Below are 13,934 nucleotides of genomic sequence, written 5' to 3' on the forward strand. Positions count from 1 at the left end.
AAAAAACCATTGGAAATAAAGCTCTTTGAGAGAGTTTCCAATGGTTTTTCTTATTCTTATAATAGTCCGATAAAAAGTAGTAGAGTTGATAAAGCAATAAAGGCTAGGGTTGCTAGACCACGTTGGCCTGGACTGTAAATCTTTCGTTCTCCTCGAACTGGGAAGACGATAGCTAGTAATGCACCACCGACAGCTCCACCTACGTGTCCAGCAAGGCTGATTCCTGGCATTAAAATACTTCCTACTAGGTTGATGACCAAGAGGGAGAGATAGGATTGACCAAGCTGTTGAAGATAGGGATTGCGTGAAGCATAACGAAGAACGACAATTGAGGCAAACATCCCGTAGAGGGCAGTTGAAGCACCTGCAGTAATAGCATTGGGACTAAAAACTAGGACAAAGAGATTTCCCATCATACCTGATAGAAGGTAGATAAAGAAAAACTGTTTGGAGCCAAAGATTTGTTCCATCTGACGTCCCAAGAAGTAAAGGGACAACATATTGACTAAAAAGTGCTCCAAGCCAATATGAACAAAGGTTGCGGAGAATAGGCGCCAGATTTGTTCAGGCATGGCCTTGATTGCTGGGGGATACACAGCTCCGAATTTATACAAGGTGGCTGCGCTTGTGTAATTGAAACCACTGGTTAGAAACATGAGTACAAAAACCAGGGTTGTCACGAGTAGAAAGAAGGTCGTGACAGGATAACGACGATCAAAAATCTCTTTCATAGATGAGTACCTCCTCAACTGGAATATCGTAGTGATCAGGTTGGAAGTCCTGAATCTGACATGGATAAAGTGTACTAATGGTGTGACTAGAAAAATGCTCCAAGTAGCGGTCGTAATAGCCACCACCGTAGCCAACTCGATAACCAGAAGTATTGAAAGCTAAACCAGGAACATGGATCAAGTCAATCTGAGACGGCTCAAAGACAATAGTTTTCCCCTGTGGTTCAAGAAGTCCAAAAGAATTTCTTTCGAGTTTCTCTGGTTCATATAGAACAAAGTCCATTTTTCCATGTGGATAGGTTTTGGGAATGAGGATAGTCTTTCCATCTTTTTGAGCTTGTTCAATGAGACTAGCTGTCTGAAATTCATGAGGAAAAGACAGGTAAGTGGCGATGGTTTTTGCTTCCTTGTAGAAGGGATGTAGAAGTAGTTGCTCAGTCAACCAAGCGCCCATAACTTCCTTTTCTTCTTTGGATAGAGATTTGAGTTCTTGCAAGACCTGCTTGCGTAAGGCTTTTTTCATTGTTTACTCCGCAGCTTTCTTGGCTAAAAAGCTTGATACAGCCTCAACACCGACAGCCAGAGCTTCTTCTTTAGGACTCATCTTTGGATGGTGAAGAGCATAAGGACTATCAATACCTAGCCAGAACATGACACCAGGAACCTTGGAGAGAAGGTAACCGAAGTCTTCCCCTGTCATGGCAGGTTCGATATCGATTAGTTCAATGTCCTCTTTTTCATCAAAGAAAGTCATCAACTCCCGGGCTAATTCAGGGTTGTTTTCGACTGGCAAATAACCTCCCTGCTTGAGTTCAATCTCTACATCCATATCAAAAGCAGCTGCTACACCTTCAGCGATAGCTTTGACACGTTTTTGAACCAAGAGACTCATATTGTGTGTAAGAGCTCGAATGGTTCCATGCAGGAAGGCTGTATCAGCGATGACATTGTTGGTTGTCCCAGCTTGAAAAACACCAAAAGTGACGACAGCTCCCTCGATAGGATCGACGTTACGGCTGACAACCGACTGAACTTGGGTCACAAAATAGCTAGCTGCAACCAGAGCATCGTTGGCTTCATGTGGAAAAGCAGCGTGACCACCTTTACCATTAAAGCGAATCTTGACTTCGCAAGTGCCCGCAAAGAGTGTACGGGTATTGGTCGCAATCTGTCCAACTTTTAAGTCTGGACGAACATGAAGTCCATAGAATTGGTCAGGCAACCAGTCACCAAAGGCATCATCTTCATACATGAGCATACCGCCTGCCTCATTTTCTTCCGCAGGTTGAAAGAGAAAGAGGAGGTTGTTTTTTGGTTGTTTTTCTAAAGCACGTTCGAGACTTCCAAGTGCAATGGTCATATGAAAATCATGCCCACAAGCATGCATGCGGTCTGGATGTTGAGAGGCAAAAGGAAGGCCTGTTTGTTCAACAATTGGGAGGCCATCAATGTCTGTCCGCCAACCGATGGTACGTTCTGGCTGACTTCCTTGTAAGTAAACTAAAATACCAGTTCGCCAGGTACGAATCTGAACAAAATCCTTGTCAGCTGTTAATTTCTCAATGACATTGAGTAAATAAGCGTGAGTCTTGAATTCTTCTAAACCAATCTCAGGAATTTGGTGAAGATCGCGTCGAGTCTGAATCAAATCTAACATATCTATTTTCCTTTTACTAATACGATAAAGAGGCTGGAAAAGTTTCCGCCTCTGTTACTATTTACAAGGTGCGAAGCGCATCTTCTAGCGCTGTTTTTTGTTGGGTTTTGCTATCGATTTCTTTGATAACACGAGCTGGAACGCCTGCTACCACAACATTTTCTGGAACATCTTGAGTAACGATGGCACCTGCAGCGACAACAGAACCACTACCAATCTGAACACCTTCGATAACTACAGCGTTAGCACCGATGAGAACATTGTCACCGACACGGACAGGCTCAGCACTAGCTGGCTCGATGACACCTGCAAGAACAGCACCTGCACCTACGTGACTATTTTTACCGACAATAGCACGTCCACCTAAAATAGCTCCCATATCAATCATAGTGCCAGCACCGATTTCTGCACCGATATTGATAACAGCTCCCATCATGATAACAGCGTTGTCACCAATCTCAACTTGGTCACGGATGATAGCGCCTGGCTCGATACGAGCATTGATATCACGTTTATCAAGGAGAGGTACAGCTGAATTGCGGGCGTCTTGTTCAACAACATAGTCCTTGTTTTCTGTAAGTCCTTCAAGAAGTGGAGCGATATCTTTCCAGTCTCCAAAAAGAACATTCCCAAGCTTGATAACAGAAGCAGGGATGGCTCCATCAAGTTGCCCTTCAAAGGTCACTTTTACACTTGTCTTTTTTTCAGCATTAGCGATAAATTGGATAATTTCTTGTGCATTCATTTTTGTAGCAGTCATAGGTGTCTCCTCACTCTTTGTAATGCTTACTATTCTACCAAAAAAGGCTTCAATTTTGAAGCCTTAAGTGTTAAAAGAGGATTCTTTCAGTTTATCTTTTGATTCTTCAATGGATAAGAAGATCATGGGAATAATAATCAAGATCATAGCCAGAAGCAGATACCCATCTAGGACCAGACCTAGAAATAGAACACTTAGAATAGCTGATGACAAAGGTTCGCTTGCACTGACGACTGACACCACCAAAGGAGAAACGAGCGAGACAGCTTTCATGGATAGGAAGAAAGCAAAGGCTGTTCCCAAAAAGGCAATGGTCAAACAAATCAAGATACTCACCCAATCAAGCTGAAAACTAATTCTATAAACAGGATAGAGAAAATTACTAAAGAGTCCAGCCAGCAACATTCCCCAACCAACAGTTGGCACAAAACCGTATTTTTTAGCAAATGGCTGGGGCAAGATAACATTAAACATAACTCCCAGAGCACTGAGAAGCCCTGTCAGCAATGCGAGGGGAGTGATGGATAGTTTAGACAGATCGCCTTTAGTAGCCATCAGAAAGACTCCGAGCATAGCAGTCAAAACATAGAAAATTGCTTTTTTAGAAGCTTTTTTCTTGTAGATAATACGGTTGTATATGAGAATGAAAACAGGACTGATAAATTGTAGGATAGTTGCCGTTGTTGCATTAGAGTATTCTACACAGAGATAGAAGAAATACTGAACGGAGAAAATTCCTAAGATAGCATAAGCCAGAAAAGGTAGGTAGTTGTTGCGGTTTCTCCAAAGGTCGAATAAGTGGGAACGGAACTTAAAGCCGGACAAGATGAGTACAAAACTACCTGCAAGACTTAGTCGCATAGAAGTGATCCACCCAGAGGAGACTGGATAATGCGTAAAGAAGAATTCTCCTAAAATGCCACAAATACCCCATATTAATCCGGAAAGGAGGGAATATATGGTTCCCTTGAAAATATTTTTTTGATAGTGATTCATATAAAAGTCGAGTTAGGTGACATACTCTTGATAATAGGTATGTTAGCGTTGGGACCTATTCGAAGAAGAGCTGTTATTATTGTTATTATTTTTATCTTTATCCTTATCTTTATCTTTATCTTTATCTTTATCTTTATCTTTATCTTTGTTGTCTTGTTTTATTAAATTTCCAACAATCGTATTCCAAGCTTTTTGGTAATCAGAGTCACTTCCACCAATAGCAAATCGGTAGGTAGTAGTCGGAGCACCAGCTTGGTTAGCCCAGTAACTTGTTACCATTTCTCCAGTAACGTCAATCTCTTTGCCGTTGATAGTGACCTTACCAGGCTTCTGTCCAGTAGACTTAAGGACTTGAGAAGATGTTACACTTGAATCAAGGCTGAAACGCTCAGTTCCCCAAGCAGAAGGGGAAGCTTGTTGAATAGCGTTTACGAGGTGGGCCATATACTTAGCATTACGATAATATGCGCCTTTGGCTAACGGACTGTTATCATCATGACCAACCCAGCCACCAAGGGTCAATCGTGGAGTTGAAAGCATGAGCCACATATCGCCCTCCTCGTTGGTTGTACCAGTTTTCCCAATCCAATCAGCACCTGCTAGACTGGAATTTATGCCATAAAGATCGCTTTGGAAGCTTGTAGTTATCCGGGATGAAAGTACATCTCTTAGTAGACTTTGCATAATGGTTGCAGTAGCTTTTGAGTAGACTTGAACAGGTTCGTCTTTATGTTCATAGATAACTTCTCCACTGCTTTTTTCGATTTTCGAAATCATGTATTTTTTATGGTAAACACCATTGTTGGCCAAGGTTTGGTATCCGTTTGTATGTTGAGCTACAGTAACTTCAATTCCTCCTCCCATAGGAAGACTTTCAATACCGTATTCTGGGATTTCATACCCCATTTTTTCCATATAGGAGCGGACATCAACTCCTTTTTCACGAAGCATACGATAAGTCCAGTAGGCCGGGATATTCCAGGAATAATTGAGAGCTTCCTTTAGGTTTATCATAGCTGTTCCCGGACTGTTGACGTGCATGATCGGAGTTCCGTTGGCAAAGTTCGTTGGATAGTTTGATAGGATGCTAGCACTTCCCATCAAGCCTTGATCAATAGCAATACCATAGGCTAAGATAGGTTTGGTAGTCGAAGCCGGAGATCGTTTTGTGTCAAAGGCGTGATTATTTTGATTGCTTTGGTAATCTCGTCCTCCTACAAATCCTATGATGGCTCCTGTTTTATTATCCATTAAGACATTTCCGACTTCAGGTTGACCACTACTATCATTTAGAAGGTAGCTATAGTTTGCCACTGCATTTTGCATTGCATTATGGATCGTTTTATCGATTGTAGTAGTGATACGGTAACCACCATTTTGAATTTCTTTTTCAGCCAATTCACGATAAGATTTCTGAATAGATTCATTCTTAAGCTCTTGTTCGGAAACGTTATCTTTTTTGACCAGATAATCATACATGACTTTAGTCGCTTCATCAAGTGCAGTGAAGTAAAGATAACCCTTAGCTGTTAGGTTTACACTTTCTGCTGGCAAGAAGTCTTGCTTAATGTCATATGCTATATAGGTTTCGTAGTCTTCCTGACTGAGCACTCCAGTTCTATACATATTGTAGAGAACATCTTTGGAACGCTTGATTCCGAGTTCCATATCCTCTTCACTCTTCATCTCACCAGTCGCTTCATAAGGGGAGTAAGAGATAGGACTTTGTGGTAATCCTGCTATAAAGGCTGCCTGAGGGATTGTTAGCTGATTTGCATCAACCCCAAAAATACCTTTGGCTGCTTGTTGAGCCCCCGCAATATTTTGACCTTTATTGTTACGGCCAAATGGAGCGACGTTGAGATAAGTTGTCAAGATTTCATCCTTGCTCATTGCTCGCTCTAAAGCCAAGGCATCCACAATTTCACTAGCTTTACGAGCGAGTGTAGGGGCATCACCAACAACTTGTTGTTTGATGAGCTGTTGTGTCAGAGTAGATCCACCGCTCGAAGAACCAAGACCGATAAAGTTTCCTAGACTAGCACGAATAACAGCTTTAGGAACGACACCATTGTGTTCTGCAAAATGTTCATCCTCTGTTGCAACGATAGCCTGCTTGAGATTATCTGAAATAGCGTCCGACGCAACAGATGTTCGCAGAAGATCGCTCTCAATAGCACCGATCATGGATCCGTCAGCATAGTAAATCTCAGAGATGGATGAAATATCATTCACCTGTTTGATCAGATCCTCCGTCTGAGGAACGGTTACTTTGTCAAATAGAGAAACCGCATAACCGAAAACAACCCCAGTGCCCAAAAGTCCACCAAGAAAGGCGATGATAAAAAGGGTATTAAAGGTTGCCTTGATTCCCAATAAGATATTAGCAAAGATTGTCCAGATATTGGTCTTAGTTTGTTTTTTCTTCTTAGAGTCTTTACGACTAATTTTGCCTAAATCTATATTTTTTAGTTTTGTTTTTAGAGACTGAAGGAAAGCCAGTCCTTTTTCTTTAAGTTCTAACAATTTATTCTTCATTTCTTTCCTCACTTCTTATTATTATACCATAAAAGCATCTATTGCAAGAAATTAGGCTTAGACAAGATTTGGAGGTGTTTAGGCAGCAAAAAAACCAGGAACATTTTGAACCTGGTTTTATCAATTATTTTTCTCCTGAAAGTTCTTTTCCAAGATCGATCAAGTAGTCTTTCAAGTGATCTTTGACTTGAGGATGTTTCAGGGCGTATTCGATAGATGTCTTCATAAATCCAAATTTGTCTCCGACATCGTAACGAGAGCCTTTAAACTCACGAGCAAATACACGTTGAGTTTTGTTAAGTGTATCGATAGCGTCTGTTAGTTGGATTTCATTTCCGGCACCTGGTTTTTGCTTTTCAAGAATACCGAAAATTTCAGGTGTGAGTAGGTAACGACCGATGATCGCTAAATCACTTGGTGCATCTTCAGGAGCTGGTTTTTCAACGAAGGTTTCAACGCTGTAAAGTCCATCTTTTCCTTCACCTTGAGGAGCGATGACACCGTATGAAGAAACTTCATCGTGTGGTACAGGCATCACAGCGATAGTAGAAGCATGAGTCTTCTCATAATCATTCATGAGTTGCTTGGTCAATGGAACAGCTTTGTCATCAGTGATATCCATGAGGTCATCCCCAAGCATGACCACAAAAGGTTCGTTCCCGACGAAAGCTTTGGCTTGTAAAACGGCATCTCCGAGACCACGTGGGTGGGTTTGACGAATGAAGTGAAGACGCATACCAGTTGTTTCATCAACTAATTTCAAAAGATCAGTTTTTCCTTTTTCCTTAAGGTTGAATTCCAACTCAAAGTTTGAGTCAAAATGATCTTCGATGGAGCGTTTTGACTTCCCTGTTACAACAAGAATATCCTCAATTCCAGACTTGAGAGCTTCTTCAACGATAAACTGGATGGTTGGTTTATCCACGATTGGCAACATTTCTTTGGCCAAGGCTTTGGTTGCGGGTAGGAAACGAGTTCCAAGTCCTGCAGCAGGGATAACGGCTTTTCTCACTTTTTGCTTCATGAGCTTCCTTTCTAACGGTGATTATGACCACTCGTTTTCCGATTTGAACTCATTGCTCATAAGTTCAGCAACGGCATCCTTAATATTAACATTTTCATAAATAACTTGATAAATAGCTTGGGTGATAGGCATGTAAACGTCAAGTTCTTGTGCCAACTCGTAAGCAGCTTTGGTTGTTGAAATTCCTTCGATGACCATTCCCATATTGGCTTCGATATCTGCCAAGGCTTCGCCACGCCCAAGAGCATCACCTGCTCGCCAGTTACGTGAGTGGACAGAAGTTCCTGTAACAATCAAATCACCGACACCTGAAAGTCCGCTATAAGTCAGTGGATTTGCTCCAAGTTTTACTCCTAGACGTGTAATTTCTGCAAGACCGCGCGTGATAATAGCAGCTTTAGCATTGTCTCCAAATCCAAGTCCATGGAGAGCCCCTGCCCCAACAGCGATGATATTTTTTAGAGCTCCAGCTGTTTCAACTCCAATAACATCCGTATTTGTATATAGACGGAAGTAGTTGTTGCTAAAGAGTGATTGAACATACTGTGCTGTTTGCAGATTTTTTGAAGCTGCTGTAATCAAGGTAATGTCACGGACAATGGTTTCCTCAGCATGGCTAGGTCCAGAGACGACGACAATATCACTTCTTAATTCAGCAGGAATTTCTTCTTCCAAAACAGTAGAGAGACGTTTGTGGCTATCTGGTTCAAGCCCTTTGGAGGCATGCATAACAACCACTTTATGATCAAGAACTGCAGCGACTTGCTGAGCTACCAATCTGGTTACCTTGGTTGGTACCACAAACAAGATAGCATCAACACCCTTCAAGGTTTCTGCCAAATCATGATAGGCAACAATTTTTTCGTCTAATACAGCTTCTTTAAAATAACGTTTGTTAGTATGTTGTGTATTGATTTCATCAATTTGATCAGGAATATTTCCCCAGATACGTACTTGGTGTCCGTTGTCATTGAGGACTTGTGACAAGGCAGTACCCCAAGAACCAGGCCCTAAAACAGCGATGGTTTGTTTGTTCATTTTTCCCTCCTTCTGAGAAAGCACTTTCCTATATTCTACCATAAAAAGCACTAACTTGCATTAATATTATTTATTAAGAATTAACTTATAGAGAGTATAAATAAAAAACAGCCAATAAGAAATCTGACTGTTTTTAGGAGAAAAACTAGAGTGTAATACTATTGTTTTTAGAAATTTTCATAAATAGTAACAATGAAGTAACTGTCAAGACAGTGAGGATAGTTGACAAAGCAGCTGCCACGCCATAATTTCCACGAAGTACTTCAGTGTAGATTGCTACGGTCATTGTTCTAGTTTTAACATTGTATAAGAGAATCGAAGTAGAAAGTTCTGAAATCATTGTTACCCATGATAGGATTGCTCCTGAAATGATACCTGAAAGCATCATTGGGGTTGTGATTTTAGTAAAGGTATTGAGACGGCTACTTCCCAAGCTTTCGGCAGCTTCTTCGATACTAGGAGCAATTTGTTGCAAACTAGCAACTGAAGAGCGAATAGTATAAGGAAGTCTTCTTACAGATAAGGACATAATTAGGATAAAGGCTGTTCCGGTAATCATAAGGAAGCCACTTCCGAAGATACCTGTATTGAATGAAGAAATAAAGGCAATACCGAGAACTGTTCCTGGTACAATATAAGGCACCATACTAAGACTATCGATTAGATTCGTAAATAGGTTGCGCTTACGAACTGCAAGGTATGAGATGAAGGTCGCAAAGACAACAACAAGAACCAAGGCAAGTAGAGGGATTCGAATGGTATTGAAAATAGCAGACCCCATACGGTTAAAGGCTGTCTTATAACTATTTAATGAGTATCCTTTAACAAATACCATACCGGATGTCTTAAGGAATGATGTATAAATCAAGTAAACTTGAGGTAATACAGAGAATAAGATAATGCCATAAACAGTCACATAAATAGCAGCCATCTTTCCTTTTGTCGTTTTCTTAGGTTCGATTGGATGAAGCGAGTTCATACTGAAGCTATAACGATTTGAAATGTACTTTTGGATGAGGAAGATAGCCAGTGCAATTGTAATAGCCATGATTGCTAAGGCAGATGCGAATGCTGAGTTGCCTCCAACTTCACTAATGAACTGTGTGTAGATTAACACTGGGAAGGTACGGTATCCCTCTCCAATCAACATTGGAGTACCAAAGTCAGAGAAAGCTCTCATAAATACCAGTAGGGCTGCTGCTAATAAAGTTGGGACCAAAAGAGGTAAAATGACTTTTACAATACGTTTAAATCCAAAAGATCCCATGCTTTCCGCAGCTTCCAAGAGGGAATTGTCAATACTCTTCATAGTTCCAGCTACATAAAGGAAGACGAGAGGGAAAAGTTGGAGTGTAAAGACAAGTACAATACCTTTAAAGCCGTAGATATCAAAGCCTGGCAAATGTAGTGTGTTGGTTAGAAATTTTGTGATAACTCCGTTTCTACCAAGAAGTAGAATCCAAGAATAGGCACCTACAAAGGGAGCTGACATGGATGCGATGATAATCAAAATTTGTAAAAATTTCTTTCCCTTGAAGTCATACATTGAAAAAAGATAAGCTAGCAAGGTACCAACAACGACAGAAGTGATTGTGGCAGTTACAGAAACCTTAAAACTATTAATGAGTGTCTCAGAATAATAAGATTTGCTAAAGAATGTTACAAAATTTTCTAAAGAGAAACTACCTTCATGTATCAACGCTTGTTTTAATACAGTCACGATTGGGTAGACTAAGAAAACTAAGTATGTAAGAAAAATGAAGAAGGAAGATGCAGTCCAGATATTAAGTTTTTTACGCTCCATGGCTGACTCCTTTTATGAGATTCCGAGAACCATCTTCAGAGAAGACATTGAGTTTCTGAGTATTGATACGTAAACGAACATGATTTCCTTTTTCTAAATCTTCTTCGAATGTAGATTCTTCACTCACTTGAAGTTTTGGAGCAAATCCTGTTTCAATGAAGTATTCAGTATTCAAGCCAAGGTAAACGCTGTCGGTAATTGTTCCATCGATTGTGCCATTTTCATCACGGATAAATTCTTCAGGACGAATGCTGACACGAATATTTTGTTCTTCAACTTGGTCAAGATCTGGCATACGAAGAGAGTAGCCGTCTTCGAATACGATGTAAGCTCCATCAGCTTGCTTTTCTAAACGAGCAGGGATTATGTTTGTTCTACCGATAAAGGTTGCGACAAATTCGTTCTCGGGCTTGTGGTATAGCTCTTTTGGACGACCAATTTGTTGAATAACACCATCTTTCATAACCGCGATTTGGTCAGAAATGGCCATAGCTTCTTCTTGGTCGTGAGTTACATAGACAGTTGTAATGCCAACTTCGTGTTGGATTTCGCGAATGGCTTGACGCATATCTAGACGAAGTTTGGCATCTAGGTTACTGAGGGGCTCATCCATGAGGAGAACGCTTGGATTAACAGCTAAGGCACGTGCTAGAGCAACACGTTGTTGTTGACCACCACTAAGTTTATCTGGTTTACGATCAGCGTACTGGGCAATCTGCATCAACTCAAGGTATTTATTTGTTTGTTTGATGAGTTCCTCTTTCGGAACTTTCTTTTGCTTGAGTCCGAATGCTACGTTATCACGCACTGTCAAATGTGGGAAAATCGCATAGTTTTGGAAAACCATCCCAATATTTCGTTTGCTAGGTTCCATGTTATTAATTTTGGTATCATCGAAGTAAAATTCTCCTCCTTCGATACTGTTGAATCCAGCAATCATACGAAGCAAAGTTGTTTTTCCGCATCCTGAAGGCCCAAGGAGAGTGAAAAGGCTCCCCTTAGGAATTGTAACATTTAAATTTTCGATAACGGGTACATCATTGTAAATTTTCTTAGCATTAATAATTTTAATCTCGCTCATGGTCAACCCCTATTATTGTTTAGATTGGATATCTGTAAAGATTTCGTTGTATTTCTTAACAATGTCTGATTTGTTTTTGATGACATAGTCATAGTCTTCAGTTAGTGTTTTAATTTGTTCGATTGGTTTCATATTTTCGCTAGTTTTAGCATTTTTACGAACTGGACGATTAGTAGTTGTTGTACCAAGGGTGTCTTGGACTTCTTGTGAAATGATGAAATCGATAAATTTCTTAGCGTTTTCTTTATTTTTTGCGTTTTTGATAATAGCAGCACTTGCTGGTAAGAAAACAGTTCCTTCTTTTGGATAAACAACTTTAATGTTAGCACCGTCATTTAGAAGTTTAACTGCAGGATCTTCATATGAAAGACCAACAGCCATTTCTCCATCTGCCACTGCCTTATAAACACCAGATGAACTTGAACCGATTTTACCATCAATTAAAGTAAAGAGATCTTTGACATAAGTCCAAGCCTTTTCATCTGTATAGCCACCCTCAGCTTGTAGCATGTTTGTTAGTTGAGCAAAGGCACTAGAAGAGTTAGCAGGGTCAGCTGTTGCAATTTTTCCTTTGAGCTCTGGTTTGATAAGATCGCTATATCCTTCGATATTCATACCCTTAGTTAAGTCAGGATTTACAATCAATACACTACCATCCAATGTATAAGGAGTTGAGTAACCAGTTGTATTTTGATATTCTTTGATGACATTTTCATTTTCAGGAGAAACATAGTTTTCAAAAAGCTCCCCATGAGTAGCATATTGAGTATAAGAACCACCAAAGATGACATCTGCAACAGGTGCTTCTTTTTCAGATTCCAATTTTTTAAAGAGTTCACCAGTTCCTGCTTGAATGAGTTCAACCTTAATGCCATATTTTTCTTCAAAGGCAGGGATTGTTGCACCAATTAGTCCTTCTGAGTTTGGCGAATAGACTACAAGAGTATCGCTACCTCCGTTTTCAGTAGCTTTATCTCCTGAAGCGTCATCAGAAGAACAGGCAGTCAGCCCCAAAATAGCAAGTCCACAAGCAGCAAAATACATCCATTTCTTTTTCATGATGGATACCTCCAAAGTTTTGATAATACTATTGTAAAAAAATGTAAGCGTTTTTAAAACTCAGAATTCTATCCTAATAGGGTAAAATTCTCTACAAAAACGGAAGTAATCTTTTTGATTTTATAGCAGGGTTTGACAGTTAATCACTGGTAAGTCAAATTTTATTTTTTAGATTGGATATCTGTAAAAATGTCATTGTACTTTTTAAGAATAGAGGATTTGTTTTTAATGACATAATCGGAATCTTCAGTGGCAATATTGATTTCTGTCATAGCCTTCATATTTTTATTGGTTCTAGCATTTTTACGAATGGGTCTGATTGTTGTTTCAGTTCCTAGCTTATCTTGGATTTCTTGAGAAAGGAGGAAATCGATAAATTTCTTAGCGTTTTCCATATGTTTGGCGTTTTTGACGATAGCCGCGTTACCAGGTAAAAAGACGGTTCCTTCTTTTGGATAAATGACTTTTACATCAGCCCCATCATTTAAGAGTTTTAAGGCAGGATCTTCATAGGTGAGTCCTACAGCCATTTCTCCATCGGCGACAGCTTTGTAAACATTCGAAGAGCTAGATGCAATTTTTCCATCTACTAGGGTAAATAGATTTTTCACATAGGTCCAAGCTTGTTCATTTTCGTATCCACCTTGGTCTACAAGCATGTTTGTTAGTTGTGCAAAGGCGCTAGAAGCATTACTTGGATCAGCAGTAGCGATTTTTCCTTTTAATTTAGGATTGAGTAGATCATTGTAGCCGTCAATTTTAATACCTTTTGTAAGAGCTGAATTGGCAATGATGACACTGACATCAAGTGTATAAGGAGTGTAGAATCCAGTTTTATTTTGATATTCAGGGATTATCTGGTCGTTCTCTTGAGAAATATAAGGTTCAAAAAGATTTTCGTTAGAAGAGAAGAGGGCGTAGGAGCCTCCGAAAATGACATCCGCTACAGGAGCTTCTTTTTCTGACTCAGCTTTTTTAAACAATTCACCAGTGCTGGCTTGTACTAAGTCAACCTTAATACCATATTTTTCTTCGAAGGCTGGGATTATTTCTTCGATAAGGTCTTCAGGGTTAGGCGAGTAGACAACCAAAGTGTTATCTGAATCTTTTTCAGCGCTAGTTTCCGCTTCTGTTGTTGAAGAACATCCTGATAAAGTAAGAAATATCCATCCACAAGAGAGAAAGAATAGTATTTTTTTCATAAGTATTTCCTTTTTTACGAACGTTTTTACTCTACGACTTGCTT

The 13,934-nt window shown here is 39.9% G+C and carries 12 protein-coding genes; all 12 read right to left on the reverse strand.

Annotated elements, in window-relative coordinates; translation table 11 throughout:
- Positions 1–56 precede the first annotated feature (56 nt).
- The 12 genes from ACTO1Y_RS07070 to ACTO1Y_RS07125 all read right to left on the reverse strand — a co-directional run bounded on the left by ACTO1Y_RS07070 (position 57) and on the right by ACTO1Y_RS07125 (position 13,890).
- Positions 57–731, reverse strand: a complete 675-nt coding sequence (locus ACTO1Y_RS07070) for a rhomboid family intramembrane serine protease (RefSeq protein ID WP_441348769.1) — start codon at positions 729–731, stop codon at positions 57–59.
- A complete protein-coding gene (locus ACTO1Y_RS07075) occupies positions 715–1,254 on the reverse strand; it encodes a 5-formyltetrahydrofolate cyclo-ligase (protein ID WP_441348770.1) in 540 nt (179 codons plus the stop codon). The genes ACTO1Y_RS07070 and ACTO1Y_RS07075 overlap by 17 nt, the downstream gene beginning before the upstream one ends.
- A 3-nt stretch (positions 1,255–1,257) precedes the next feature.
- Entirely contained in the window at positions 1,258–2,388 is a 1,131-nt protein-coding gene (locus ACTO1Y_RS07080) for an N-acetyldiaminopimelate deacetylase (protein WP_441348771.1), read from the reverse strand.
- Positions 2,389–2,449: 61 nt separating this feature from the next.
- Positions 2,450–3,148: a 2,3,4,5-tetrahydropyridine-2,6-dicarboxylate N-acetyltransferase gene (gene dapD, locus ACTO1Y_RS07085; RefSeq protein WP_235083502.1), complete on the reverse strand. Its 699-nt coding sequence runs from the start codon at positions 3,146–3,148 to the stop codon at positions 2,450–2,452.
- 63 nt (positions 3,149–3,211) lie between these two features.
- A complete protein-coding gene (locus ACTO1Y_RS07090) occupies positions 3,212–4,144 on the reverse strand; it encodes a DMT family transporter (protein ID WP_303405561.1) in 933 nt (310 codons plus the stop codon).
- 42 nt (positions 4,145–4,186) lie between these two features.
- Complete coding sequence (gene pbp1b, locus ACTO1Y_RS07095) at positions 4,187–6,682, reverse strand: penicillin-binding protein PBP1B (protein ID WP_441348772.1); 2,496 nt, start codon at positions 6,680–6,682, stop codon at positions 4,187–4,189.
- A 124-nt stretch (positions 6,683–6,806) separates the two neighbouring features.
- The gene (gene galU, locus ACTO1Y_RS07100) at positions 6,807–7,706 is read right to left on the reverse strand and encodes a UTP--glucose-1-phosphate uridylyltransferase GalU (RefSeq protein ID WP_303943314.1); all 900 of its coding nucleotides are present in this window, start codon (positions 7,704–7,706) and stop codon (positions 6,807–6,809) included.
- Positions 7,707–7,727: 21 nt separating this feature from the next.
- A complete protein-coding gene (locus ACTO1Y_RS07105) occupies positions 7,728–8,744 on the reverse strand; it encodes an NAD(P)H-dependent glycerol-3-phosphate dehydrogenase (protein WP_441348773.1) in 1,017 nt (338 codons plus the stop codon).
- Between the two features lie 145 nt (positions 8,745–8,889).
- Positions 8,890–10,548, reverse strand: coding sequence for an ABC transporter permease (locus ACTO1Y_RS07110; RefSeq protein WP_004250610.1), 1,659 nt, complete (start codon positions 10,546–10,548; stop codon positions 8,890–8,892).
- On the reverse strand, positions 10,538–11,629 hold the full coding sequence (locus ACTO1Y_RS07115; RefSeq protein ID WP_004250611.1) for an ABC transporter ATP-binding protein: 1,092 nt from the start codon (positions 11,627–11,629) through the stop codon (positions 10,538–10,540). Before ACTO1Y_RS07115 ends, ACTO1Y_RS07110 begins: the two co-directional genes overlap by 11 nt.
- A gap of 12 nt (positions 11,630–11,641) precedes the next feature.
- Entirely contained in the window at positions 11,642–12,688 is a 1,047-nt protein-coding gene (locus ACTO1Y_RS07120; RefSeq protein WP_004250612.1) for an ABC transporter substrate-binding protein, read from the reverse strand.
- Between the two features lie 161 nt (positions 12,689–12,849).
- Positions 12,850–13,890: an extracellular solute-binding protein gene (locus ACTO1Y_RS07125; RefSeq protein ID WP_441348774.1), complete on the reverse strand. Its 1,041-nt coding sequence runs from the start codon at positions 13,888–13,890 to the stop codon at positions 12,850–12,852.
- Positions 13,891–13,934: the final 44 nt, after the last annotated feature.

Origin of the sequence: Streptococcus sp. V728 (assembly GCF_052077995.1) — a bacterium.
Taxonomy (GTDB): Bacteria; Bacillota; Bacilli; order Lactobacillales; family Streptococcaceae; genus Streptococcus; species Streptococcus infantis_B.

What these genes read in the sequence shown, in the direction of transcription:
- ACTO1Y_RS07070 (WP_441348769.1), bottom strand. Translation starts at nt 731, where the DNA reads ATGAAAGAGATTTTTGATCGTCGTTATCCTGTCACGACCTTCTTTCTA.
- ACTO1Y_RS07075 (WP_441348770.1), bottom strand. Translation starts at nt 1,254, where the DNA reads ATGAAAAAAGCCTTACGCAAGCAGGTCTTGCAAGAACTCAAATCTCTA.
- ACTO1Y_RS07080 (WP_441348771.1), bottom strand. Translation starts at nt 2,388, where the DNA reads ATGTTAGATTTGATTCAGACTCGACGCGATCTTCACCAAATTCCTGAG.
- dapD (WP_235083502.1), bottom strand. Translation starts at nt 3,148, where the DNA reads ATGACTGCTACAAAAATGAATGCACAAGAAATTATCCAATTTATCGCT.
- ACTO1Y_RS07090 (WP_303405561.1), bottom strand. Translation starts at nt 4,144, where the DNA reads ATGAATCACTATCAAAAAAATATTTTCAAGGGAACCATATATTCCCTC.
- pbp1b (WP_441348772.1), bottom strand. Translation starts at nt 6,682, where the DNA reads ATGAAGAATAAATTGTTAGAACTTAAAGAAAAAGGACTGGCTTTCCTT.
- galU (WP_303943314.1), bottom strand. Translation starts at nt 7,706, where the DNA reads ATGAAGCAAAAAGTGAGAAAAGCCGTTATCCCTGCTGCAGGACTTGGA.
- ACTO1Y_RS07105 (WP_441348773.1), bottom strand. Translation starts at nt 8,744, where the DNA reads ATGAACAAACAAACCATCGCTGTTTTAGGGCCTGGTTCTTGGGGTACT.
- ACTO1Y_RS07110 (WP_004250610.1), bottom strand. Translation starts at nt 10,548, where the DNA reads ATGGAGCGTAAAAAACTTAATATCTGGACTGCATCTTCCTTCTTCATT.
- ACTO1Y_RS07115 (WP_004250611.1), bottom strand. Translation starts at nt 11,629, where the DNA reads ATGAGCGAGATTAAAATTATTAATGCTAAGAAAATTTACAATGATGTA.
- ACTO1Y_RS07120 (WP_004250612.1), bottom strand. Translation starts at nt 12,688, where the DNA reads ATGAAAAAGAAATGGATGTATTTTGCTGCTTGTGGACTTGCTATTTTG.
- ACTO1Y_RS07125 (WP_441348774.1), bottom strand. Translation starts at nt 13,890, where the DNA reads ATGAAAAAAATACTATTCTTTCTCTCTTGTGGATGGATATTTCTTACT.